23 protein-coding genes are annotated in these 21617 nt (G+C 62.0%); 17 read left to right on the forward strand and 6 right to left on the reverse strand.

What is annotated here, in order from left to right; translation table 11 throughout:
* Positions 1 to 51 precede the first annotated feature (51 nt).
* Positions 52 to 348 carry a hypothetical protein gene (locus FQ755_RS27970; RefSeq protein WP_144158439.1) on the reverse strand — a complete coding sequence of 99 codons (297 nt, stop codon included), beginning with the start codon at positions 346 to 348 and terminating at the stop codon, positions 52 to 54.
* A 219-nt stretch (positions 349 to 567) separates the two neighbouring features.
* Between FQ755_RS27970 and FQ755_RS27975 the strand changes: the two genes are divergently transcribed.
* The 6 genes from FQ755_RS27975 to FQ755_RS28000 all read left to right on the forward strand — a co-directional run bounded on the left by FQ755_RS27975 (position 568) and on the right by FQ755_RS28000 (position 4854).
* Positions 568 to 1479 carry a hypothetical protein gene (locus tag FQ755_RS27975; RefSeq protein WP_144158442.1) on the forward strand — a complete coding sequence of 304 codons (912 nt, stop codon included), beginning with the start codon at positions 568 to 570 and terminating at the stop codon, positions 1477 to 1479.
* Between the two features lie 147 nt (positions 1480 to 1626).
* Entirely contained in the window at positions 1627 to 1839 is a 213-nt protein-coding gene (locus FQ755_RS27980) for a hypothetical protein (protein ID WP_144158445.1), read from the forward strand.
* 34 nt (positions 1840 to 1873) lie between these two features.
* A complete protein-coding gene (locus tag FQ755_RS27985) occupies positions 1874 to 2404 on the forward strand; it encodes a glycine zipper domain-containing protein (protein WP_144158448.1) in 531 nt (176 codons plus the stop codon).
* 98 nt (positions 2405 to 2502) lie between these two features.
* Entirely contained in the window at positions 2503 to 2766 is a 264-nt protein-coding gene (locus FQ755_RS27990) for an EF-hand domain-containing protein (protein ID WP_144158451.1), read from the forward strand.
* The gene (locus tag FQ755_RS27995) at positions 2732 to 3568 is read left to right on the forward strand and encodes a response regulator (protein ID WP_144158454.1); all 837 of its coding nucleotides are present in this window, start codon (positions 2732 to 2734) and stop codon (positions 3566 to 3568) included. The genes FQ755_RS27990 and FQ755_RS27995 overlap by 35 nt, the downstream gene beginning before the upstream one ends.
* A complete protein-coding gene (locus tag FQ755_RS28000) occupies positions 3565 to 4854 on the forward strand; it encodes an ATP-binding protein (protein ID WP_144158457.1) in 1290 nt (429 codons plus the stop codon). The genes FQ755_RS27995 and FQ755_RS28000 overlap by 4 nt, the downstream gene beginning before the upstream one ends.
* A gap of 728 nt (positions 4855 to 5582) precedes the next feature.
* On the opposite strand, the gene FQ755_RS28005 is transcribed toward FQ755_RS28000, so the two are convergent.
* Together FQ755_RS28005 and FQ755_RS28010 are read right to left on the reverse strand one after the other, a co-directional pair.
* Complete coding sequence (locus FQ755_RS28005) at positions 5583 to 6317, reverse strand: hypothetical protein (protein ID WP_260858894.1); 735 nt, start codon at positions 6315 to 6317, stop codon at positions 5583 to 5585.
* A gap of 475 nt (positions 6318 to 6792) precedes the next feature.
* Complete coding sequence (locus tag FQ755_RS28010) at positions 6793 to 7410, reverse strand: TetR/AcrR family transcriptional regulator (RefSeq protein ID WP_144158460.1); 618 nt, start codon at positions 7408 to 7410, stop codon at positions 6793 to 6795.
* Positions 7411 to 7532: 122 nt separating this feature from the next.
* Between FQ755_RS28010 and FQ755_RS28015 the strand changes: the two genes are divergently transcribed.
* Positions 7533 to 8945 (forward strand): amidase, encoded by a 1413-nt coding sequence (locus tag FQ755_RS28015; RefSeq protein WP_144158463.1) that lies wholly within the window; start codon positions 7533 to 7535, stop codon positions 8943 to 8945.
* Positions 8946 to 9354: 409 nt separating this feature from the next.
* Here the strand turns inward: FQ755_RS28015 and FQ755_RS28025 are convergent, their stop codons facing one another.
* The 3 genes from FQ755_RS28025 to FQ755_RS37865 form a co-directional block, all read right to left on the reverse strand.
* The gene (locus FQ755_RS28025; RefSeq protein ID WP_144158466.1) at positions 9355 to 10098 is read right to left on the reverse strand and encodes a hypothetical protein; all 744 of its coding nucleotides are present in this window, start codon (positions 10096 to 10098) and stop codon (positions 9355 to 9357) included.
* Positions 10099 to 10296: 198 nt separating this feature from the next.
* Positions 10297 to 10656 (reverse strand): hypothetical protein, encoded by a 360-nt coding sequence (locus tag FQ755_RS37860; protein ID WP_222105790.1) that lies wholly within the window; start codon positions 10654 to 10656, stop codon positions 10297 to 10299.
* Positions 10647 to 11036, reverse strand: a complete 390-nt coding sequence (locus FQ755_RS37865; protein ID WP_222105791.1) for a Type 1 glutamine amidotransferase-like domain-containing protein — start codon at positions 11034 to 11036, stop codon at positions 10647 to 10649. The genes FQ755_RS37860 and FQ755_RS37865 overlap by 10 nt, the downstream gene beginning before the upstream one ends.
* 640 nt (positions 11037 to 11676) lie before the next feature.
* Between FQ755_RS37865 and FQ755_RS28035 the strand changes: the two genes are divergently transcribed.
* The 10 genes from FQ755_RS28035 to FQ755_RS28080 all read left to right on the forward strand — a co-directional run bounded on the left by FQ755_RS28035 (position 11677) and on the right by FQ755_RS28080 (position 21598).
* Positions 11677 to 12912 carry an urea ABC transporter substrate-binding protein gene (locus FQ755_RS28035; RefSeq protein ID WP_144158469.1) on the forward strand — a complete coding sequence of 412 codons (1236 nt, stop codon included), beginning with the start codon at positions 11677 to 11679 and terminating at the stop codon, positions 12910 to 12912.
* A 65-nt stretch (positions 12913 to 12977) separates the two neighbouring features.
* Positions 12978 to 13847 carry an ABC transporter permease subunit gene (locus FQ755_RS28040; RefSeq protein WP_144158472.1) on the forward strand — a complete coding sequence of 290 codons (870 nt, stop codon included), beginning with the start codon at positions 12978 to 12980 and terminating at the stop codon, positions 13845 to 13847.
* A 9-nt stretch (positions 13848 to 13856) separates the two neighbouring features.
* Positions 13857 to 14927 carry an ABC transporter permease subunit gene (locus FQ755_RS28045; protein ID WP_144158475.1) on the forward strand — a complete coding sequence of 357 codons (1071 nt, stop codon included), beginning with the start codon at positions 13857 to 13859 and terminating at the stop codon, positions 14925 to 14927.
* The gene (locus tag FQ755_RS28050) at positions 14924 to 15634 is read left to right on the forward strand and encodes an ABC transporter ATP-binding protein (RefSeq protein ID WP_144158478.1); all 711 of its coding nucleotides are present in this window, start codon (positions 14924 to 14926) and stop codon (positions 15632 to 15634) included. Before FQ755_RS28045 ends, FQ755_RS28050 begins: the two co-directional genes overlap by 4 nt.
* Positions 15631 to 16338 (forward strand): ABC transporter ATP-binding protein, encoded by a 708-nt coding sequence (locus tag FQ755_RS28055; protein WP_144158481.1) that lies wholly within the window; start codon positions 15631 to 15633, stop codon positions 16336 to 16338. The genes FQ755_RS28050 and FQ755_RS28055 overlap by 4 nt, the downstream gene beginning before the upstream one ends.
* A 13-nt stretch (positions 16339 to 16351) precedes the next feature.
* Positions 16352 to 17338 (forward strand): acetamidase/formamidase family protein, encoded by a 987-nt coding sequence (locus FQ755_RS28060; protein WP_144158484.1) that lies wholly within the window; start codon positions 16352 to 16354, stop codon positions 17336 to 17338.
* A 73-nt stretch (positions 17339 to 17411) separates the two neighbouring features.
* On the forward strand, positions 17412 to 18566 hold the full coding sequence (locus FQ755_RS28065; RefSeq protein ID WP_144158487.1) for a transporter substrate-binding domain-containing protein: 1155 nt from the start codon (positions 17412 to 17414) through the stop codon (positions 18564 to 18566).
* A 1-nt stretch (position 18567) separates the two neighbouring features.
* Positions 18568 to 19218: an ANTAR domain-containing response regulator gene (locus FQ755_RS28070; RefSeq protein ID WP_144158491.1), complete on the forward strand. Its 651-nt coding sequence runs from the start codon at positions 18568 to 18570 to the stop codon at positions 19216 to 19218.
* Positions 19219 to 19262: 44 nt separating this feature from the next.
* Complete coding sequence (locus FQ755_RS28075) at positions 19263 to 20027, forward strand: SDR family NAD(P)-dependent oxidoreductase (protein ID WP_144158494.1); 765 nt, start codon at positions 19263 to 19265, stop codon at positions 20025 to 20027.
* 29 nt (positions 20028 to 20056) lie between these two features.
* Positions 20057 to 21598 carry an amidase gene (locus FQ755_RS28080; protein WP_144158497.1) on the forward strand — a complete coding sequence of 514 codons (1542 nt, stop codon included), beginning with the start codon at positions 20057 to 20059 and terminating at the stop codon, positions 21596 to 21598.
* Positions 21599 to 21617: the final 19 nt, after the last annotated feature.

Here is a 21617-nt window from a genome sequence, read left to right on the forward strand (position 1 = left end):
GCGGCTGGAGCGCCCCGCCTCGACACCGCTCGCAGGCGACCAATGAAACGGTCAGCGCACGACGACGACTCCGCGCCCCCAATACCCGGCGCGGACCGTCACCGCCGGATACGCGGGCGCGACATAAACCGGCGGCAGCGCGACCGGCAGCGGCGCGACGATCACCGGCGGCGGCGGCACCACGACCGCCGGCGCGGCGACGACGACCGCCGCGGGGGGCGGTGCATACACCGGCACTGCCGGCGAGACCGGAATGGTCACGCCGACGGCCACGCCGGCATACGAAGCCTGCGCGAGCAGCGCAAGCGGCAGTGTGGTGGCGGCAACAATCAGGAAACGCAGTTTCATCGCACGTCCTTGTAACGGGTGGGTTATCGAAAGCCTGACCCGAAGCGTACGGATGCCGTCGATGAAAATCTGTCTGCAAAATATGTCATTCCATTTCGCGTTTTGGGATGCTGGCCGCCCGACATTGCTTGACATGAATTGCTAACAGCTATTGGGTGCGGACCTCTCTACAGTTGCGGCGTCGATGCTTTACGTCACCTGGTAGGAGGGTCGAAATTCATGAGAAACATCGTTGTGGCCGCCGCGCCGGCGCTGCTCGCGCTGGCGATGGCGAGCAATCCCGCCGGCGCACACCTCGTCGATTACGGCACCGCGTACACCGCGCGCGGCCCGTACAGCGGCGCGCGCTTCGCATCCTGCAGTGGCGGCAGTTGCACGCACGCGGGCGGGTTCGTCGGGCCGCGCGGCGGCGTCGTGACGAATCGCGGCACCGTCACGCGCACTGGCACCGGGCAGTTCACGGACAGCGGTACCGCGACCGGTCCGAACGGCGCGCAGTACGCGCACAGCGGAACGACAACCTGCGCCGGCGCGACCTGCACGCACAACGGCAGCGTGACCGGTCCGAATGGGCACACGGTCACGACGTCGGGCAGCGTGACGCGGACCGGAACCGGGCAGTACACGTCGTCGGGCACGGTCGATACGGCGAACGGGACTTACTCGCACGCGGCGTCGACGAACTGCGCAGGCGGCGTGTGCAACCGCTCGGCGAGCGTCACCGGTCCCGGCGGCGATACGGTCACTCATACGGGTAGCGCGGTGCGCGTGGCGCCGGGCGTCGTCGCGACGTCGGGCAGCACAACCGGCCTGCATGGCGGCACGGTCGCGACCGGCGGCGTGGTCGTCGCCGGCGGTGCGCGGGTCAACGTCGTTGCGCCCGCGCCCGCGCCAGCGCCCGCGGTCGCCGTGACCGTCGCGCCGCCGCCTGCGGCCGTGATCGCACCACCTGTTGTCGTGGCGGTCGCGCCTGCGCCGGTTGCCGTTGCACCTGCTGTGCCGATTGCCGTTGCCGGGCCCGCGCCCGTCGTCGTGGTCCGTGCGCCGCCGCCGGTGGTCGTCGTGCGTCCGCATGTCTGGGTGCGCGCGCACTGGGTTGGCAACGTTCTGGTGCCGGGGCACTGGTCCTGAGTCCTGCGCGTTGCCTGTCGCTCCAGCGGGCGTCGTCGTTCGCCGTCCATCGTTTTTCATTCCGATTCCTGTTCATGTCCGATCACCGTTCGAAATCCGTCGTGCCATTCCGCGCTGGCCGTTGTCGCATCGCGGTGTCCACGGCGTTTGCCGTTTTTACGTTTGCCGGCGCAAGCGCCGCGCGCGCTGTCGTCGTCCAGCGGCAGTTTCAGCCTCGACGTGACCGCGCTGCAGAGCTACCCCGGCGCGAGCGGCTATCGCGTCCCGCCGCTGCCCTCGCTGTCGGTACCGAGCCAGGTGCAGCCGGGTCTCAGCTTTTTCGCGGAGGGGCTCGACGGTGGCGTCGCGTACCGCTTCTGAACGCATTCCCGTCACTACTGAACGAGAGCACATCATGACGAACCCATCTCTGGCACGCCGCTGCGCTGCCCTTTTCATCGCTGCAGGCGCGCTGTGCGCGCTGGCTGGCTGCGCGGTCGTCCCGCCGAGTTATCCGACCGTCGAGGCCCTGCCGGCGCAAGGCAAGACGCTCCAGGACTTCGAGCAGGACGACACCGGCTGCCGTACCTACGCGGCGCAGATCGTGAATCCGCTGGTTGCGAATCGGTCGCCTGCACAGTCCGGCGCGGCGGCGCCGGTAGTCGGCACGGCCGGCGGCGCTGCCGCCGGCGCATTGATCGGCGCCGGAACCGGCAACGCGGGTGCGGGCGCTGCGATCGGCGCTGGCGTCGGATTGCTGCTCGGCGCGGCTGCCGGTGCGAACCAACATGGGCAGACGCAGGCCGCGCTGCAGCGCCAGTACGACAACGCGTACGCGCAGTGCATCGTTGCGAAGGGCAACACGATCGCAATTCCGCCGCGCCCGGCCGTGGCCGCGCCGGCCGTCGTCTACACGAGCCCGGTCTATTACTACTACGCGTACTGAGCGCGTGACATAACTTGACATCATGTATTACACGGTGAAACCCGCGCGGCGGGCGACCCCGTTAGACTGCCGGGCGCTTTTTGAAAACGGAGAATCCGATGAAACGTTTCTGCTTGATGTTGGTTGCGGCACTTGCAGTATCGTCCGTATATGCACAGGACGCGATGGCCGACAAGCTGCAGGCGCGCTTCGCCGCAGCCGACATCGACCACGACGGCAAGCTGACGCTCGCCGAGGCGCAGGCTGGCATGCCGCGCGTCGCCGCCCACTTTGCGCAGATCGACGCGGACCACAAGGGCTATGTGACGCTCGACGATATCGAACGTTATGCCGCGCAGCGTCGGCAGCAGGGTCAGCAGTAAGCGCGGCGGCGCCGCGCATAACACGCCAGGGAGGTTCGCGATCGCCACGTCTAATGTCACCGCGTCGCAGTCCGGGCGCATCCTCGTGCTCGACGACGAAGCGGAAATCCGCAACATGCTCGAGCGCTATCTGGTCTCGCACGGCTTCGACGTGCGGACGGCCAAGAACGGCATGCAGCTCGCGACGTTCATCGAACGCCATCCGTTCGACCTGCTGATTCTCGACGTGATGATGCCCGGCGAGGACGGCCTGTCGATCTGCAAGCGGCTGCGCGGGCAGGGGGAGACGTTGCCGATCCTGATGCTGACCGCGCGAGGCGATCCGATCGACCGCGTGGTCGGCCTCGAACTCGGCGCCGACGATTACCTCGCGAAGCCATTCCTGCCGAGCGAGCTGCTGGCGCGCGTGCGCGCAATGCTGCGGCGCCGGCAGATCCTGCTGCACCAGCGCAATACCATCGAGGGTGCGGTGTACGAGCGCGAAACCGGCGTGCTGCGCTTCGGCTGCTTTACGCTCGACGTCGGGCAGCAGACTATGCACCGCGACGGCAATACACGCGTCGACATCGGCGGCGCCGAAATGCGGCTGCTGTGCGCGCTCGCGCAGACGCCTAACCGCCCGGTGAGTCGCATGAACCTGATCGAGCGCGCGCGCGGCCCGCACCACGATGCGACCGAGCGCAGCGTCGACGTGCAGGTGTTGCGCATCCGCCAGATCGTCGAGGCCGACGCGGCGTCGCCGCGCTACATCCGCACCGTCTGGGGTGTCGGCTACATGCTGATCGCGGAGTTCGACGTATGACGATCCCGTGGCCACGCTCGCTGCTCGGGCGCAATTTGCTGCTGCTGGTGTTCGTCGTGTTCGCGAGCGAACTGTCGGCGTTCGCGATTTTTTTCGTCTTTGTGCAGAACCCGCGCGTCGACGAAGCGGCCGCGCTCGTCGCGTCGCAAACGCGGCTGGCCGCGCAATTGCTGGGCGCACTGCCGCCGGACGCGCGGCGCGCGGAGCTGGCCGCGATCAACGGTCCCGGGCGGAGCGAGCCGTCGAGCGAAGCGCGTCTGCATACGTACAGCTATGTCGCGTATCGCTTCATGCGCTCGCTTATGCAACGGCTGCCGCCTGGCACGCAGGTGCGCTGGGAACGCGACGAAGGCAATCGCGTCTGGGTGCGGCTGCGGATCGGCGACGAGTTCGCGTGGGTGACGCTGCCGCCCGTGACATCCGGGATCGGTAGTCCGATGCCATGGAGCGCTGTGATCTGGCTGCTGACGCTCGCAGCGTTTCCGGCGCTCGGCGCGTGGCTGATCCAGCGGCATACCGCGGGCTGGTTGCAACGGCTCGCGCGCGCGGCCGCGACGGTCGAGCGTGGAGCGTGGCCGGAGCCCGTGCCGGTCGATGGGCCACTCGAACTCGCGACCGTCGCCGACACGTTCAACCGGATGGTCGCGTCGCTCGCCGAGCTGGACGCGACCCGCACCGAAATGCTAGCCGGCATTTCGCACGATATCCGCACGCCGCTCACGAAGCTGCGCATGGCGATTGCCGCGCCGGAGGCGTTCGACGCTCCGTCCGCGAGCGCGGAGCGCTTCGTCGCGGAGATTGATGCGATCGTCGAGCAGTTCATCGACTTCGCGCGCGGCTGGGATAACGAGCCAGCCGTGCCCGGCGATCTCAACGCGCTGGCCGGTCAGCTCGCGGCCGATTACACGGGCTTGGGCTACATGTTCGAACTGGCGCTCGCGCCGCTGCCGCCGGTCGCGTTCCGGCCGGTCGGCATGCAGCGGCTGCTGATGAATCTGATGCACAACGCAGCAATCCACGGTCGTACGGGCCTCGCGATCCGCACGTGGATTGAGCCCGACCACGTCGCGCTTGCCGTCGAGGACACGGGGCCAGGCGTGCCCGAGGCGCAACTGTCACTGCTGAAGCAGCCGTTCTGGCGCGTCGAGCAGCAGGACAAGCCGGGCGGCACTGGCCTCGGCCTCGCGATCGCCGAGCGCATCGCTAGGCAGCACGGCGGCCGGCTCGATCTCGCGCTGCGCGACTGCGGAGGGCTAGTGGCGATGCTGCGTCTACCGCGCACATAGCTTGTGTTGCGCGACATCGGTCATGCACCGGGAGTGCCGTATCTCCGACTGAATATCCTGTGTGATGTCCAGCATTGGGTACATCGGATTACCGCCGACACCAACACGCGTCACGCGTAGGGGCAAAAAGCTGAGGTCATCTTCTGTCATGGATTGCGTCCGCAAAGTGAGGTTGCGGACGCAATCGTGAGCCTTCTCAACAACGCAAGCCAGGTGTGCGAAATTGCGCGCTTACGATTAACGAGGCGGCAACGGGGGTATCGCAGTGGGGGAAGGCGACCCGGATATACCGCGCTACCGACCCGCAGCACTTCGTGTTCAGTCACACCCGGACGTTGACCGAATCCGCGCTGATAGCTGGCGTCGCTTTGATCCGTCTCGGCTGCTTGGTGTTTCGCATGACGCGCCGCCGGTCGCTAAGACGAGGACGTTAGGAGGGGCAATTTATGAGCGGCCGTGACGTCCGCTATAGAGCGGATCAGTTGACCGCTTAGGGTCGGCTACTTCCGACGCCACCTATCGCACGGTTCACACTGCGCATGTCGATTGCATGAGATAACGGGCGGCCAGAAGTAAACTTTCAAATGGCCGCCCAAACATAACCGGGCCGGCAGATTGCGCACGGACACGCGCCGCTGCTTCGTATGTCTGGCCTCGACGATCACGCGTCGCCATGCCGATATAGCTGCGCTCCGGAATCCCGGGAATGGCTACACCCATCACCACCCTTACTGCTGCTTCGTCAGATCCTGCCCAATTGCGGCGACGACTGCCTGCTCACAATCCTTAAGGCCTGCGACTGACTGATCGAATTGTTCGATCAAGGTGCCGAAACTACCATAGTGATATTTGGCATCCGCTACGACATGAACAGAGTTGCCCTTGATGTCCCAACCGCAGGCGAATGTCTTGAAGTACATGTCTTGCTTGGACTTCGAGTCGAGCAGGCGAGCGCGGATAACGACCCACGGAATGAAATCACTCGATGCCGGCGGGGATGCGTAACCTAACGAAGTGATCCACACGCTCAGGATGGCGTCGGCGGTGGTCTTGACATCGGAAAAGTCGTCGGACTTGCCGTCGCTCGAGAGCTTGGCGTGCTGGTCGTGCAACACAACGATTTCATAGCCATCACTGGATAGTCGCGTGGTCAGGCCATCGTTGACAACGGGAGCGAAGGCGATCTTTTCGCTCGCCACATGCTGCGTGTACGTACTCGTATGACTGGAGTTGACTCCGCCTTGCACCAATCCACCAATCAATCCGAATGCACCGGCAGCACCACCGAAGTTGGCCACGTTCTCTCCGCGCGGTTCGGCGACATCCAGCATGGCGATCGAATGGAGCTTTTCACGATTGTCGCTGGCGAGATCTGTTTTCGGAAGCGAAGTACAGCCCGTGAGTAGCGTTGTTGCAACGACAAAACCCGCAAGTGCAGAAGTTGAAAGCGTTTTGTTATTCATGGCCTTTTATTTGTGGATTGAGAGCGCGGACGCTATTTGCCAGTGTCTTTGAATGGAGGTCAGCCTCACAGCAAATTAAAAACGGGCAAGCTATTTATCGGCGCTGTTTGCACAAACTTTAAGTTTTTAACTGAGTGCATCACTCTCAATAAAAGAACCATGCGCTATTGCTTAATGACGGAAGGTAGATCGTGAGTTGACGGAACATGCCGAGCTATTCCTGTATCCATGCGCGCCGCATTATTTCGTAGATTCCAGCTTGCCGTTTCGATGACGCTGTCGCCTCGAACCTCTTGTCAGCCATTGATGCTGCGTGACAGTCGGGCCTGGGCGTCGGAGGCCCACAAGTTCGTCGTCGCGAAACCAGGACACTTTTGGGCGGCTGACGAGCACACAAAGATGCGTACGTTTTCTGCGCCGTTGCACGACGCTTCAACTGCGTCGGGTTACTGCCGGACCACGCTCTTTTTCATTCCTACGCCGGTAAAAGTCCGGCGGCCCGATAGCTGTCGATCAAGGCGTCGTAGAGCTTGATATCGGCACGGCCTCGCGCCATCAGTTGCGCGCCCGCGACCGCAGCGAATATGGCGCGAGCCCGCTTCCTGGCGTCCCTGGGGCCGACGATTTTCGCCTCCACAAGCGTCTTGCCAAGCCACGCGACGTTGACGTCGGTAAAGGTCTGGACCTCCTTCTTCACGATCTCGGGCAGGTCGTCATACTCCGCCGTCATGAAGCTGGCCATGCACATACGGTTGTCGTTCTCCAGCGCCGCACGAAACGTCCCCGGGAATTCGCGCAGGCGATCAGCGGCATCAGGCGTTTCTGCCGACAGCGCCTCCAGCGACGCTGCAGCGTCTTCCCAGTAACGCTTTGCGACGGCGGCGGCCAGGTCGGCCTTGCTCGGGAAATGGTGGTAGAGGCTCGCGGCCTTGATACCCACCTCTTGCGCCAGGGTACGAAGGTTCAATCCGCCGTAGCCGTGCGCCTGCGCGATCTTTGTCGCGACTGCCAGAATTTTGTCGCTGGAACTGATACCGGCCTCGTTCACCACGAATTTCCCCTCGATGAAGATCAGCCGCCCCGGATCGTGCATCCGGGCGGCTCAAAGGATGTTGACAGGACGAAGTATAACGCCTACGCTTCGACTAACAAACGTTAGGTAGGATTCGCGCCTGAATTTGTCAGCTAATTTCCCAACCTTTTAAAAGGCTTCGTATGAGCATCGAACTTATTTCCCAGGACGCAACAAGGCTGGCTGAACTGATCCGCAACAAGGAAGTTTCGCCGGTAGAGGTCATGCAGGCGCATCTCGACCGCATCGATGCAGTCGATTCCAGGATCAATGCCATCGTCACGGTCGCCGACGGCGCGCTTGACGCCGCGAGAGCCGCAGAGGCCGCGGTGATGGCCGGTGAAGAACTGGGGCCGCTGCATGGCGTTCCCTTCACGGCGAAGGATTCCATTGACACTGCCGGCGTGCTGACGCAACGTGCTTCGCCCATCTTCAAGGGCCGCGTGCCCGACACCGATGCAACCAGCGTGATTCGCATGAAGAAGGCGGGCGGCATCCTGCTCGCAAAAACCAACCACCCCGAATTCTCGTTCTGGATTGAAACCGATAACCTGCTTTCGGGACGCACGAGAAACCCGTGGAATCTGGATCGCACGCCGGGCGGATCGAGCGGTGGCGAATCTGCGGCGGTCGCAGCGCTGATGTCGCCGCTGGGTCTCGCAACCGACGTCGCCATTTCCGTGCGCGGCCCGGCAGCCCTGACGGGCGTCGTCGGTCTCAAAGCCACGCACGGGCGCATTCCCATGACGGGTATCTGGCCGCGCGTGCCCCGTCGTTTCTGGCATATCGGTCCGATTGCGCGCAGCGTTCGCGATATCGCGCTTGCCTATTCGCTGCTGGCAGGACCTGACGGCGCGGACGGCTTTTCGACGGCGCCGCTCAAGCTCGATGCCGGCGTGGGATCCACACCGGGCCGGCCGCTTCGGGTGGGCTTGCTCATCGATGCTTTCGCGCCCGTAGATACCGATGTCGCAGCGACCGTGCAAGCCTCGGCCGAAGCGCTGAAGGGGCTGGGCGTCACCGTGGAGCCGGTGCGTATTCCCGTGCTCGAGCAGATCAACGCGTTGGAGCTGCTGTGGAAACTTCAGGTCATGGAAACCAAGCCCGCCTTCCGGAAGGTGACGGCCGGACACGAAGACAAGATCTTCAAGCACGTCCAGAGCGTCTATGACACGCCGGATACTTCAATCGCCGATTTCGTCGACGCTGAGCAGCAGGCCGAACAACTGCGCGACGGCTTCGCGGAGTACTTCCAGCGCTACGACGCGTTGCTCTGCCCGGTGACGCCGGTGCCGGCACACGCGCACGACGCCGCGGAATTCAACATCAACGGCCAGACGGTATCGTCGTTGCACGTGATGACTGCAACCGCGCCTCTGAATGTGACCGGGCTTCCGGGCATGACGCTGCGCTTCGGCACGAGCCGCGAAGGGCTGCCGGTTGGCGTGCAACTGGTAGCACCGTGGATGGCGGAGTCGACGCTCCTGTATCTCGCCTCGCTGCTGGAAGCGGTGAGTCCGGTGCGCGGTCTTTATCCTGACCTGTCAAACATCTGAGCCGGGCCGCGATCTCCATCGCTCTCGAGCAATTTAACTCGCGTCTATCATTGGCCGTTGCTTGCCGACGGCCTTTTTTCCAGAGGTAGCACCATGTCAAAGCAGGCGCCACGCCGCGTTGATCGTCATCGACGTGCAGAATGAATACATCACCGGCAATTTCCGTATCGAATACCCGCCGATGGCGTCATCGCCCATGCCCTGAAACCAGCCTTGCTCCATCGAAAGCCGCTCAGTTTTAAAGAAGCGCCGCGGATTGCCGCACGTCCAGCAACTGCAGGAAGTTGGAATATCCACGACGCGCCCCGCCTCAGGCGTCCTTGCGCCTGCTTTTCATTCGCTCTCTCGGTATCCGGCTGCCGGAATACACCAGATGCGAGGTTGAAATTCCCTTGATGGAGCCGAGCCGCTATTGCGTATAGATTGTCGCCAGTGCTACAGCGCGTCCGCGCAGATTGTTTGCGTTGAAAGTTACAGTCGGATCGATGTCTGCAACGCCGTGGTTCGTGTTTCCGTCATATACGAGCACGTCACCGGATAGTGCATCCGCCTCGGAATCAACAATCTTACCGTCGACTGTGGCGAAGGCGCCGCCGTGGTGATAATCCGTGCCACGCTCGGTCAAAAGGAGCACCATTTGGATGTAAGCCGCGCGTGATCCGTCTGGAAGATTAGATATTGCTCGCGAGTCAACGTGCGCGCCCATAAAGCCGCCACCGGACGGATAAATCTGCACGCGACAGCCGTTGTAGCGATCAGGCGCGAGTGATTCATCCGATTGTATGTCGCGCCCGGCCAAAGCATCGCGAATAGCAATCACGCGTCGAAAGATATTTCTGAGCCGCCAAGTGTCGTCTTGCCACATTGGGTTATAGAGCGTTAGCATAAATCGAGGCAAGCCGGCCTGAGACTGGCTGTGGCCACCAATCGACCATTTCGTCATGTTGACGCGAATCTCCTCTGGCGAGACACCGGCTGAAGGTTTATGCGAAGCGCTATTCACATAGTCATAAACGGCAGCCATTGCTTCACGGATTTCTTCCCTGACAAACATTCCACGGATCGTCGAAAATCCTTTTCGTCTAACGGTGTCGACGATGTCTTCTCTGGCAGCCTTGATTTCTGATGGATCATCAAAATTGAAAATGCTCATATCCGTAAAAAACGCCGATTAGTTAAGGATTTTCCGTGCGCTAACTATAGCAAACATCTGTTCCACGCCACCGAATTTGAGCCCGTCAAAAGTCCGCCGCTAGTTTTACGCGTGCTGCTTCATTGATACCCGTTACGTGTCGCGCACAACATCACACCGACCCACCACCATCCAGCTCACCACCCCGCACGCGCCCCTCTACATTGCCGGCAAAAACAATTTCCACTGCCCTTCGGAAGCAACCCGGACGGTACCCCGGTCCACCACGACGGCACTCTGGTCATCAATGGCATAAACCGGCGCCGGTATTTTGGCGGCCCATTTTTCAGCATTCTGCAAGGACGCATCCGGATGATCCGGGTTGTCGAAATGCGGGATCAATGCAAAGTCGACCCATCCCGCTCCGCGCGCCGTAATCAGGAGGCTTGCGACTTCGCTCTCCGCAGTGGCGAACGAGAAGTTCTCGGACGTCAGGGCATCGCGATGACCACTGGGCGGATGGGTGTAGTTTTCTGCAAATGTCGAAGACACCGCCATGCTGCCGGCGCTCACGCCCACGTAAACGAGTTCTTTCGCAGTGAAGGTAACAGTTTGGTGAGGCCGGAGCGACGCATCCAGTCGGCCAGATAGATAGGGTCGCCGCCCCACACCAACAGGACGTCTGCCTCTTCCACCAAAGGAATCCAATCTTCTTTAGCAAGGCCCGGCAGCGTGGTGAGTTCCAGAACGCCCAGCGATCTCCAGCCCAGTTCGCACAAAGGGCTTCGCGCTTTTCCAGCGAACGCCTGCCAAGCCACGGCAGCATGGCGCGGATAGGCATACATGGCAGTAGGAATGAAGAGCGCGTTGCACTCGGCGATGGGTTTCCCCAACAGTTCGACCAAGGCCGCGTGAATACTGGCGTTGGTAATCCCGCCTGACGTCAGAAGAAATTTCATACGGTTTCCCTTGTTTCGCTGAGCGAGTTCAGCATTCATCAGGTCGACGAACGGCGACTACCGTATTCGACAAGTGGTCCGATTTATTTTTCAAATGTGGATTCCGGTAGTGGGCTGCGCAGCACGCCGGCGCGGGCCTCGCTTCATGCCTGCGTTGACCGCTTTGGGGCGTTCGACACAAGCACCTGATCGATGACAATGGACAATCGAACCCATTGCAATCTTCAGCGTCGCGTCTGCAAACCCTGCGCGCATCGAGCTTGGCTAACCCATACTTTACATATGTCGTTACCAACACCAACGCTGCATACCGCTCGCCTTCCATGATGGCGAGTGTAAAGAAACCAGCCTGAGTCGATGGGCCAGCCACGACCATCCGTCAACAAAAAAGCGTGAAGACGCTCGTCAGTTGTCCAAACCCATCTGCACCTTGTCGTTCACCACACCGCCTCTGCGTCGATTTTTGACCATGTTGACAACTGAAAATACGGCGCTTTAGACTTTCCCCACACCTCGCGGCCTGACAAAGACGTCCGCCCCGGGACCCGGCACAGAAGCCCTCTGACGAACATGAGTTCGCCAGAGGGCTTTTTTTTGTCTGCATTTTTCCCTGTCTAGCGCTCACTTCTGGAGAATCCGCATGTTGCTGAAGCCGTCGGGCTGGATGCTTCTCGCCCTTACCGCAGGACTTGCACTGACTTCGCTCGCATCGAGTGCCGCCGATCCCGTGAAAATCGGCTTGCTGGAAGACGCCTCGGGTAATTTCGCACTGGCGACCATTCCGAAGATCCACGCCACGCAGCTTGCGGTCGAGGAGATCAACGCGAAGGGCGGCATTCTCGGCCGCCCCGTGCAGTTGATTGCCTACGACACCCAGTCGGACAACACCAAGTTTCAGGAACTCGCACGACGTCTCGTCCAGACCGACAAGCCGGACGTCATCTTCGGCGCGTTCTCCAGCGCCTCGCGCGAGGCGATCCGTCCGATCATGGACCGCGCGCATCAGCTGTACTGGTACGACAACCAGTACGAGGGCGGTGTGTGCGATACCAACACCTTTGTGACCGGCGCGGTGCCCGAGCAGCAATTCTCGACGCTCATTCCCTGGATGATGCAGAAGTACGGCAAGAAGGTGTACACCATCGCAGCCGACTACAACTTCGGGCAGATTTCCGCCGAGTGGGTACGCAACATCGTCAAGGAAAACGGCGGCACGATGGTCGGCGAGGAATTCATTCCGCTCTCGGTCTCGCAGTTTGGCCAGACGATCCAGAACATCCAGAAGGCGAAACCCGATTTCGTGGTCACGCTGCTGGTCGGTGCGAACCAGTCGTCGTATTACGAGCAGCAGGCTTCCGCGCATCTGAATCTGCCAATGGCGAGTTCCGTGAACGTCGGTCAGGCGTATGAGCACAAGCGCTTCAAACCGCCGGCACTCAAGGACATGTACGTGACGGCGAACTACGTCGAAGAAGTCGATACCCCGGCGAGCAACGACTTCAAGAAGCGTTTTCACGCGAAGTTCCCCAACGAGCCGTACATCAACCAGGAAGCGGCCAACGCCTACGACGCCATCTATCTGTACAAGGCCGCCGTCGAAAAAGCCGGTTCGACGAATCAGGACGCGGTGCGCAAGGCGCTCGAAAGCGGCACCATCTGCACGGAAGGCGAGCAGGGCAAGGTCTGTATCGACCCAAAGAGCCATCACGCGAGCCACACCATCTTCCTCGTGCACGTGAAGGAGGACCACTCCGTCGAGATTCCGAAGGTATGGGCCGACGTGCAGCCGTATTGGCTCGGCAAGGTCGGCTGCGATCTGCCGAACAAACCGGATCATCGTCAGTACACGCCGTCGAATCTCCCCAAGAAGTCGTGATTTGAACGGGCGCGCGGCGACAGACGCATGGCCGCCGCGCGCCCGTTCCTGAACGTGGAGCATGCATGGCCACCTTATCGGTTCTCTATTCGCTCATCTATCAGTTCGGCGACAGCTTCGCTTATCTGGTGCTCGCGGCGCTCGGCCTCGCGGTGATCTTCGGCATGATGGGCGTCATCAATCTCGCGCATGGCGAGTTCATCATGTGCGGCGCATACGTCACGATCATCGCGGCCAAACGCGGCGTGCCGTTGCCTCTCGCGATGCTGCTCGGCGCCATTGCGGCCGCGCTGGCGGGCGTGGTGATCGAGCGGCTCGTGATCCGTCACCTGTATGACCGTCTGTTCGATTCCGTCGTCGCGACATGGGCCATCAGCCTCATCGTGCAGCAGACCATGCTGCTCGTCGCCGGCCCTTCGCTCGAAGGCATCAGCACGCCGTTCGGGTCATTCTCGCTTGGCGAGTATTCGTTTTCGACCTATCGCGCCGTGCTGCCCGGCATCGCGCTGGCGATCCTGTTCGCCCTCTATCTGCTGTTCTTCAAGACCAATTACGGCGTTTGCGCGCGGGCGACGATCCTGAACCCCAATATGGCGCAATGCCTCGGCCTGCGCACCGACCGGCTTTATACATTGACCTTCGCGCTCGGCGCGGGTCTCGCGGGCCTCACCGGCGCGCTCTACGCGCCCACCATGACCCTGGTGCCGACCATGGGCAGCAACTTCATCGTGCAGGCCTTCGTGTCGGTGGTCGTGGGCGGCGCCAATGTGATCGCCGGCACGACGCCGGCCGCCGCGGTGCTCGCCGTCATCCAGACCGCGCTCACGGCGTCCTACGGTCAACTGTTTGGTCAGATCGGACTGCTGGTCACGGTCATCGTCGTGATCCGGCTGATGCCGCAGGGTCTCGGCAACCTCTTCACCCGCTTGCGCTAGGAGGCAGACGTGAAGCAAACGAAGCTGCCTTCGACGCGCGTCACCGCGCGCGCGCTGCCTTATGTGCCGTGGCTCGTGGCGCTCTGCCTGCCGCTCGTGGTCGATGCGAACACCAGTGGCAATCTCGCATACTGCCTGCTATGGGCCTTCAGCGCCGTCGGGCTCGCCGCGATGTGGGGCTACGGCGGCATCCTGTCATTCGGGCAGACTGCCTTCTTCGGACTGTCGGGCTATAGCTACGGCATTTTCACGCTGAACTACGGCGATACGTGGTTCGAATCGTGGCTGGGTCTGGGTGCGGGGCTGGTGGTGAGCGTCATCGTCGCGGCGCTGATCGGCTACATGATTTTTTATGGTCGTATCAAGGGCGTGTTCATCGGTATCGTCACGCTGTCGGTGACGCTCGTGCTCGAAACTTTCATGTCGCAGACTGCAGGCCCGCAGTGGGCCATCGGCGAGGCGCGGCTGAACGGTTATAACGGCATGGGTGGCATGCCGCAACTGACGATCCCGTGGCCAGGCGGGCCGCTTACGCTCGAAAACGCCAGCTTCTATTATCTCGTGCTGATCCTGCTGATCGTGGTCTATGCCGCGATGCGCAAGCTGCTCGACGGCACCTTCGGCCTCACGCTGATCGCCATTCGCGAGAATCCGCAGCGTGCGGAGATGCTGGGCGTCGATATCCGCCGTCATCAATGGCTCGTGTTCGTGCTCGGCTGCACGCTGGGCGGTTTGTCGGGCGCGCTCTACACGATCTGGGGCTCCTACATCACACCATCGACGATGGGGCTCACGGCCGCCGCGATGCCCGTCATCTGGGTCGCGACGTCAGGCAGGAAGAGCCTCGGCGGCGCCATTCTCGGCACGGCGCTGCTCGTCTGGCTTTCGCAGAATCTCGCGGTGTACGGCAGCCAGTATGCGTTGATTCTGCTCGGCGCAATTCTGCTGATCGTCGTGCTGGCCGCGCCGGAAGGGCTGCTGCCGTTCGTCACGCGGCATCTGCGGCGCGTCTCGGGCCGCGCGCGCGAGGGCGCGAGCCATCGGAGCGCACGCCTCAAGCGGGAGGAAGGCAAGTCATGACCACGCTACTGGAAACACGCGGGCTCAAGAAGCACTTCGGCGGCGCGCATGTCATCAACGGAATCGACTTCAGGATCGACGCAGGCGAGATTCGTTGCGTGATCGGGCCGAACGGCGCCGGAAAAAGCACCTTCTTCAAGCTCATTACCGGCGAGCATCGGCCGTCGGAAGGCAACGTGATGTTTCTCGGCGAAGACATGAGTCATGTGCTGCCGCACGAGCGCATCCGCATGGGCATGAGCATCAAGTTCCAGATTCCTGGTGTGTTTCCGGATCTGAGCGTGCGCCAGCATCTGCAATTGTCGCTGCATCGCGCCAGGGACGACCGGCCCGAAAGTCTCGCCGAGCTGTTGCAGCGCTTCATGCTGGAAAACGAGGAACACGTGCTCGCGCGCAATCTGTCGCACGGCAAGAAACAGTGGCTCGAAATTGCCATGGCGGTGTCCTTGCGTCCGAAGCTGCTGTTTCTCGATGAGCCCGTCGCGGGCATGTCGGTCGAGGAGACGCATGCGACCGGCGAACTCATCAAGCGTCTATCGGCAGCCGGTCTCACGATGATGGTCGTCGAGCACGACATGACCTTCGTCAAGCAGATCGCCTCGCGCGTGACGGTGCTGCATGGCGGGCGTGTACTCGCCGACGGTCCGCTCGACGAGATTCTCGCGCGCGACGACGTCGCCGAAGTCTATCTGGGGAAGCGGAAATGAGCGCGCTGCTCGATGTGTCAGGCGTGGAGGCGGGCTACGGCGGCGGCCGCGTGCTCAATGGCGTGTCGTTCAGCGTGGGCCAAGGCGAGGTGCTTGCGTTGATTGGCCGCAACGGCGTGGGCAAGACCACGTTGATGCGCGCGCTGATTGGCCTCATCACACTCGACGCCGGTGAAATCACGCTCGACGGCGCTGCGATCGGCCACCGCAAACCCTACGTTCGCGCCCAGCAAGGCATGGGCTATGTGCCACAAGGCCGAGAGATTTTTGGTGCGTTGACCGTCGCCGAGAACCTTCAGGTCGGCGCGCAGGCGAATCGCGCGCAGGCGGCGCGCATGCGAGAGAAAGTGGTGGGCTACTTTCCGGTTCTGAAGCAGCGCTACGCGCAGAAAGCGGGAACCATGAGCGGCGGCGAGCAACAGCAATTGGCGATCGCGCGCGCACTCATCAGCTCGCCGAAAGTGCTGCTGCTGGATGAACCATCGGAAGGCATTCAGCCCTCCATCGTCGATCTGATTGGCGAGACGCTACAGCAGATTGCGAGCGAGACGGGTATCGGCGTCGTGCTGGTCGAGCAGGATATGGGCATGGTTGAGCGCATCGCCACGCGCTGCTGCGTGATGGACAAGGGCCGCATTGTGGAGACATTGAGCCCCGCGCAGCTTAACGACGAACAACTGATTCGCCAGTATATGGCACTGTAACGGAGAGCAGAACATGAAATGGCTTGAGGAGTCGATCATGATGAAGCGCGGTGTCGGCGCACATCGTGAGCCTGTGGAGCATCATCTGACCGAGGAGTTGCAGCAGACCTATCACTACACCATCGGGCCGTATTCGCAGCCGGTGCTGCATGTCAAGCCAGGGGATCGCGTCGTGGTCGAAACGCGCGACGCCTTCGAAGGCAAGATCAAGGAAGAGACCGACAAGCCGTCGCAGGTGTTGCAAGTGCCATTTCTGAATCCGCAGAACGGGCCCATCATGATCGAGGGCGCGGAGAAGGGTGATGTGGTTGCGGTATACATCGAAAAAATGGCGCCGCGCGGCGACGATCCGCACGGCTTCTGCTGCATGATTCCGAACTTCGGCGGCCTGACCGGCACCGACTACACCGCGCTGCTCAACGAGCCTTTGCCGGAAATCGTCCGCAAGATCAAGATCGACGAAGAGAATGTGTACTGGAGCAAACGCAACACGCTTCCGTACAAGCCGCATATCGGCACGCTGAGTCTTTCGCCCGAGATCGATTCCATCAATTCGCTTACGCCCGACAATCACGGCGGCAACATGGACGTGCCCGATATGGGGCCGGGCAGCATCACGTATCTGCCGGTGCGCTCGCCCGGCGGACGGCTTTTTATCGGCGATGCGCACGCCTGTCAGGGCGACGGCGAAGTGTGCGGCACGGCCGTCGAGTATCAGAGCACGACCACGGTACGGGTGGATCTGATCAAGAACTGGCAAATCGCGTGGCCGCGACTCGAGAATGAGGATGCGCTGATGAGCATCGGCAGCGCGCGGCCGCTGGAGGACGCGACGCGCATCGCCTATCGCGAGCTGGTGCTGTGGATGGCTGCGGAATATGGCTTCGATAAATGGGACGCGTACATGATGCTCAGCCAGGTGGGCAAGGTTCGCCTTGGTAATTTTGTCGATCCAAAATACACCGTTGGCGCGATGGTCGCCAAGCACTACCTCAAGTAACGGCACACGCAGTAAATCAAGGCAGACAAGCGCGGGGCACCCGCTCCGCGCGCTTTCGAGGGCGCGTCACGAAATGGCTTTGTCCGATGTCATCCGAGTAGGCCTGCTTTGCTCGACGAGCGGCTCGACCGCCTTGCTCGAACAGTCCCAGTGGCGCGGCGCGTGCCTCGCCATCGAGGAGATCAACGCGCGCGGCGGCATTGAGGGCCGCGAACTCATCGCCCTTCACTACGATCCCGCTTCCGACCCCGCCGTATTTCGTGAACTTGCCGAGCGGCTGATTCTGCAGGATGGCGTCAACGTCATTTTTGGCGGATACACCTCGACGAGCCGCAAGGCCATGCTGCCTGTGGTGGAAAAGCACAACCGGCTGCTGATCTATTCTCAGCAGTACGAAGGCTTCGAATACTCGGACAACATCATCTATAGCGGCGCCTCGCCGAATCAGAACGGCGTGCAGCTCGCCGATTTCATGACGGAAGCCTATGGCGCGCGCGTTTATTTCATCGGTTCGCGCTACGTCTATCCATACGAATGCAATCGCACGATGCAGGAACTGCTGCTGCAGCATCCCGAAGGCGCGATTCTCGGCGAGCGTTATTTGCCGCTCGACGCCACGCGCGATCAGTTCGCGCAGGTCGTCGCGGACATCAGGCGCAAGTCGCCCGACTGGATCTTCAGCACGGTTATCGGCGCGACCGTGCCCTATCTCTACGATGCCTATGCGCATGCGGACCTCGATCCGTCGCGTATGCCGATTGGCAGCCTGAATACCTCCGAAACCGAGATTCATGCCATGGAGCGCGGCATCGCGGCCGGACATTACACGGCGGCGCCTTATTTTCAAAGCGTCGACACGGCGGAGAATCATCGCGCGGTGCGGCATCATCAGTCGCGCTTCGGCGCGGACACGCCCACGGATATGAACTGGGAGGCTGCGTACTATCAAATGCACATGTTCGCGGAAGCCTGCGCGCGTGCAGGCTCGGACGACATCGGCACCATCATGCCGCATCTGCTCGGCTCGGAATTCGCCGCGCCGCAAGGCCGGGTACGCATCGATCCGGTCAATCATCACATGGCGCTTTATCCGCGCATCGGCCGCGCCAATGCGGACGGCCAGTTCACCATTCTGCGCGAATCGAAATTCGCAGTCGGTCCCGATCCGTACATGACGCGTCAAACGCTCGGTGACTGGGTCACGAAGTTGAGCACGCGGGACTACTGACGTGAACACGCGAGCCGACCGAGGCCAACGCAGCCTCACCAGTTCGATCCTCGAGCGCACGGCGCGTGTGGTCGTGTTCCATCCGGACGACAGCGACGGGCAGACGCTTACCAACCACCTGCGGCGCATGGGCTTTCAGGTGGAACGGTGCTGGCCGCCAACGGATACGCTGCCCGAGCGAACCGACCTGGTGTTTCGCGCGTTGTTGCCGGAAGAGCGCGCGCCGAAGAGCGAGTGGTCCGGACCCGATGCGCCACCCGTCATCTGCGTGGTGAGCTACGAGAATCCGACCTTTATCGATCAGGCCATCAAAATGGGCTCGGACGGCATCGTGACGACACCGATTCGCGCCTCGGGTTTGCTGTCCACTGTGGTGATGGCGCTGTATCACGCCAAGCGTTCGCGTCAGCATACCCAGCGCATTGCGAGACTCGAACAGAAGCTGCTCGACAGCCGGCATCTGCAGGAAGCGAAAGGGATTCTGATGACCATGCACCATGTGAGCGAAAACGAGGCCTACGACATGCTCCGCGCGCAGGCGATGGAAAAGCGCGTGACTGTCGACGATATCTGCCACTCCGTCATTCAGGCGGGCGAAGTGTTGCAGATTGCGCGTGGCATGGCATCGGAAGAGGGGCGCGGCAAGGAGTGAGCGCGCCGTTGAAACGTTGAGCGACAGGCAATGGAGCGACGAGCATGGATCTACAACTGAAGGGCCTGAAGGCGATCGTGACCGGTGGCACCAAGGGCATTGGTCTCGCGATCGCCCAGACACTTGCCGCCGAAGGCGCGGACGTCGCCATCTGCGCGCGCGACGAAGCCGGCGTGAGGTCGACCGTTAGCGCGCTGGCGGAACTGAACGGCGCATGCGCGTCGGGCGCGGCGGTCGACGTATCGGATGGTGCGGCGCTGAAGGCATGGGTGGAACGCGTGGGATCGGAGTGGGGCGGACTCGATATTGTCGTGGCCAACGTCAGCGCGCTCGCCATCGGTAACGACATCGAATCGTGGCGCAAGGAGTTCGAAACGGATCTGCTCGGCACCGTCAATCTCGTCGATGCCGCCATGCCGTTTCTTGCGGCGAGCAAGGCCGCCTCGATCATCGCCATATCGAGCGTCTCGGGCCGCGAGATCGATTTCGCCGCAGGGCCATATGGCGTCTTCAAAGCCGCGCTCGTTCATTACATGCAGGGGCTCGCGCATCAACTGGCATCGAAGGGCATTCGTGCGAATACGGTCTCGCCCGGCAATGTGTACTTCGAAGGCGGCGTGTGGGACTGGATCGAGCATAACGATCCGGCGCTGTACGAACGATCGCTTGCATTGAATCCGACCGGACGCATGGCAAGGCCTCAGGAAATCGCCAATGCGGTGGCGTTCGTCGCGAGTCCGGCGGCCAGTTTCATCAGCGGCGCGAACATCGTGGTGGATGGCGCGCTCACGCGTGGCGTACAGCTTTGAGGCGAGCGCCGACTCAACAGGAGCATGGAATGGAACCAGGCAGTGCGAAGCATATCGAGCTAGATAATCTGACCGTGGACGCTGTGCAGGCTGCGTTTGCGAGCGGCAGTTTCAGTGCCGAACAACTGGCGCGGGCCTGCTTCGACAGGATCGAGCGCTACAACGCGAAATACAACGCGCTGATCTTTCTGAACCCGGCGGCCGTGGACGATGCACGCAAGATCGACGAGCGCCGTGCTGCCGGCGAGCCACTCGGCCCGCTCGCGGGCGTGCCGGTCGTCATCAAGGACCCGATGGACATGGTCGGATTCCCGACCACGGCGGGATGGGCGAAGCTGTACAGCAAGAAAGGCGGTATCGATCTGTTTCCCGAGCGCGATTCGCCGGTGGTCGCGCGCATGCGGCGCGCCGGCGCCATTCTGCTCGGCAAGACGAATGTTCCCGTGTTGAGCCACACCGGCACGCACGCGAACGACAGTTGGGCGGGGCCGACAATCAATGTGGTGATGCCCGAACGGGCGCCTGGCGGCAGCAGCGCGGGGACGGCCTCGGCGGTGGCATCCGCGATGGCGGTTCTCGGGCTCGCCGAAGAAACCGGCGGCTCGATCCAGAACCCCGCGTCGGCCCAGGACCTTGTCGGCATCAAGCCGACCATCGGGCTGGTGCCGAATGCGGGCGTGGTGCCGCTGTCGGCGAATCGGGATGTGGTGGGGCCCATTGCCCGGAACGTGAGAGACGCGGCATTGTGCCTCGACGTCCTCGCGGGCTATTCGAGTGAGGACCCGAAGACGCTCGCCAGCGTCGGGCGGCAACCGGAGGGCGGTTATGCGGCGGGACTGGACGGCCAGGCACTGGCAGGCAGGCGCATCGGTTTGTATGGGCCAGGCTGGCGCGACCAGCCGCTCTCCGACGAAGCCGCGGCGCTGTATGAACGCGTCAAGGGCGAGCTAACCGCGCTCGGCGCAACCCTGATCGACGATCCGTTCAAAGGCTCGGGGTTCGCCGAATTGCGGCAGCCGACCCCGCCACTTGCGAACTTCGATGCACGCGGCCTCGAGTCGATTCCATACGACATCGAAAAATATCTGCAACGGCTCGGCAAGCATGCGTCGCTGAAGACTTTCGCAGCATTCGCCGAAGCGACCAAAGACGAAGACGCTTTCGGACCGAACGGCGTGCTGCACTATATGCCTAGCCTCGTGGATTTCAAGGCGGCGCTGGCCGATCCGTCGTCGCCACCCGAGATGTCCGAATTCGTCGAACTGAAGGCACGCTATCTGCGCATCTTCGAAGCGGTCATGACGGCGCACCGTCTCGATGCACTCGTCTTTCCGCAAATGCGATGTGAGCTTCCTCCACTTCACGGCAAGAGCACGATCCAGGAAACGACGGTAGGCGAGATCAATATTGCAGGACTGCCGGGTATCGCCGTGCCGGCAGGCTATTACGCGTCGGGTTCGCCATTTGGGCTGATCTTCGTGGGCCGCCAGTGGGATGAGGCGGCGCTGCTTGGATATGCCTATGCATATGAAAAAGGCGCCCACCACCGCAAGGCGCCAATACTGGAGTGAACGGTTCGATCGCCGCCGG

Origin of the sequence: Paraburkholderia sp. BCC1885 (assembly GCF_900996235.1) — a bacterium.
Lineage (GTDB): Bacteria > Pseudomonadota > Gammaproteobacteria > Burkholderiales > Burkholderiaceae > Paraburkholderia.

Bases quoted from the DNA above. Each gene is read 5' to 3' on its own strand.
- FQ755_RS27970 (WP_144158439.1), bottom strand. From the start codon at position 348: ATGAAACTGCGTTTCCTGATTGTTGCCGCCACCACACTGCCGCTTGCG.
- FQ755_RS27975 (WP_144158442.1), top strand. From the start codon at position 568: ATGAGAAACATCGTTGTGGCCGCCGCGCCGGCGCTGCTCGCGCTGGCG.
- FQ755_RS27985 (WP_144158448.1), top strand. From the start codon at position 1,874: ATGACGAACCCATCTCTGGCACGCCGCTGCGCTGCCCTTTTCATCGCT.
- FQ755_RS27990 (WP_144158451.1), top strand. From the start codon at position 2,503: ATGAAACGTTTCTGCTTGATGTTGGTTGCGGCACTTGCAGTATCGTCC.
- FQ755_RS27995 (WP_144158454.1), top strand. From the start codon at position 2,732: ATGCCGCGCAGCGTCGGCAGCAGGGTCAGCAGTAAGCGCGGCGGCGCC.
- FQ755_RS28000 (WP_144158457.1), top strand. From the start codon at position 3,565: ATGACGATCCCGTGGCCACGCTCGCTGCTCGGGCGCAATTTGCTGCTG.
- FQ755_RS28005 (WP_260858894.1), bottom strand. From the start codon at position 6,317: ATGAATAACAAAACGCTTTCAACTTCTGCACTTGCGGGTTTTGTCGTT.
- FQ755_RS28010 (WP_144158460.1), bottom strand. From the start codon at position 7,410: ATGCACGATCCGGGGCGGCTGATCTTCATCGAGGGGAAATTCGTGGTG.
- FQ755_RS28015 (WP_144158463.1), top strand. From the start codon at position 7,533: ATGAGCATCGAACTTATTTCCCAGGACGCAACAAGGCTGGCTGAACTG.
- FQ755_RS28025 (WP_144158466.1), bottom strand. From the start codon at position 10,098: ATGAGCATTTTCAATTTTGATGATCCATCAGAAATCAAGGCTGCCAGA.
- FQ755_RS37865 (WP_222105791.1), bottom strand. From the start codon at position 11,036: ATGAAATTTCTTCTGACGTCAGGCGGGATTACCAACGCCAGTATTCAC.
- FQ755_RS28035 (WP_144158469.1), top strand. From the start codon at position 11,677: ATGTTGCTGAAGCCGTCGGGCTGGATGCTTCTCGCCCTTACCGCAGGA.
- FQ755_RS28040 (WP_144158472.1), top strand. From the start codon at position 12,978: ATGGCCACCTTATCGGTTCTCTATTCGCTCATCTATCAGTTCGGCGAC.
- FQ755_RS28050 (WP_144158478.1), top strand. From the start codon at position 14,924: ATGACCACGCTACTGGAAACACGCGGGCTCAAGAAGCACTTCGGCGGC.
- FQ755_RS28055 (WP_144158481.1), top strand. From the start codon at position 15,631: ATGAGCGCGCTGCTCGATGTGTCAGGCGTGGAGGCGGGCTACGGCGGC.
- FQ755_RS28060 (WP_144158484.1), top strand. From the start codon at position 16,352: ATGAAATGGCTTGAGGAGTCGATCATGATGAAGCGCGGTGTCGGCGCA.
- FQ755_RS28065 (WP_144158487.1), top strand. From the start codon at position 17,412: ATGGCTTTGTCCGATGTCATCCGAGTAGGCCTGCTTTGCTCGACGAGC.
- FQ755_RS28075 (WP_144158494.1), top strand. From the start codon at position 19,263: ATGGATCTACAACTGAAGGGCCTGAAGGCGATCGTGACCGGTGGCACC.
- FQ755_RS28080 (WP_144158497.1), top strand. From the start codon at position 20,057: ATGGAACCAGGCAGTGCGAAGCATATCGAGCTAGATAATCTGACCGTG.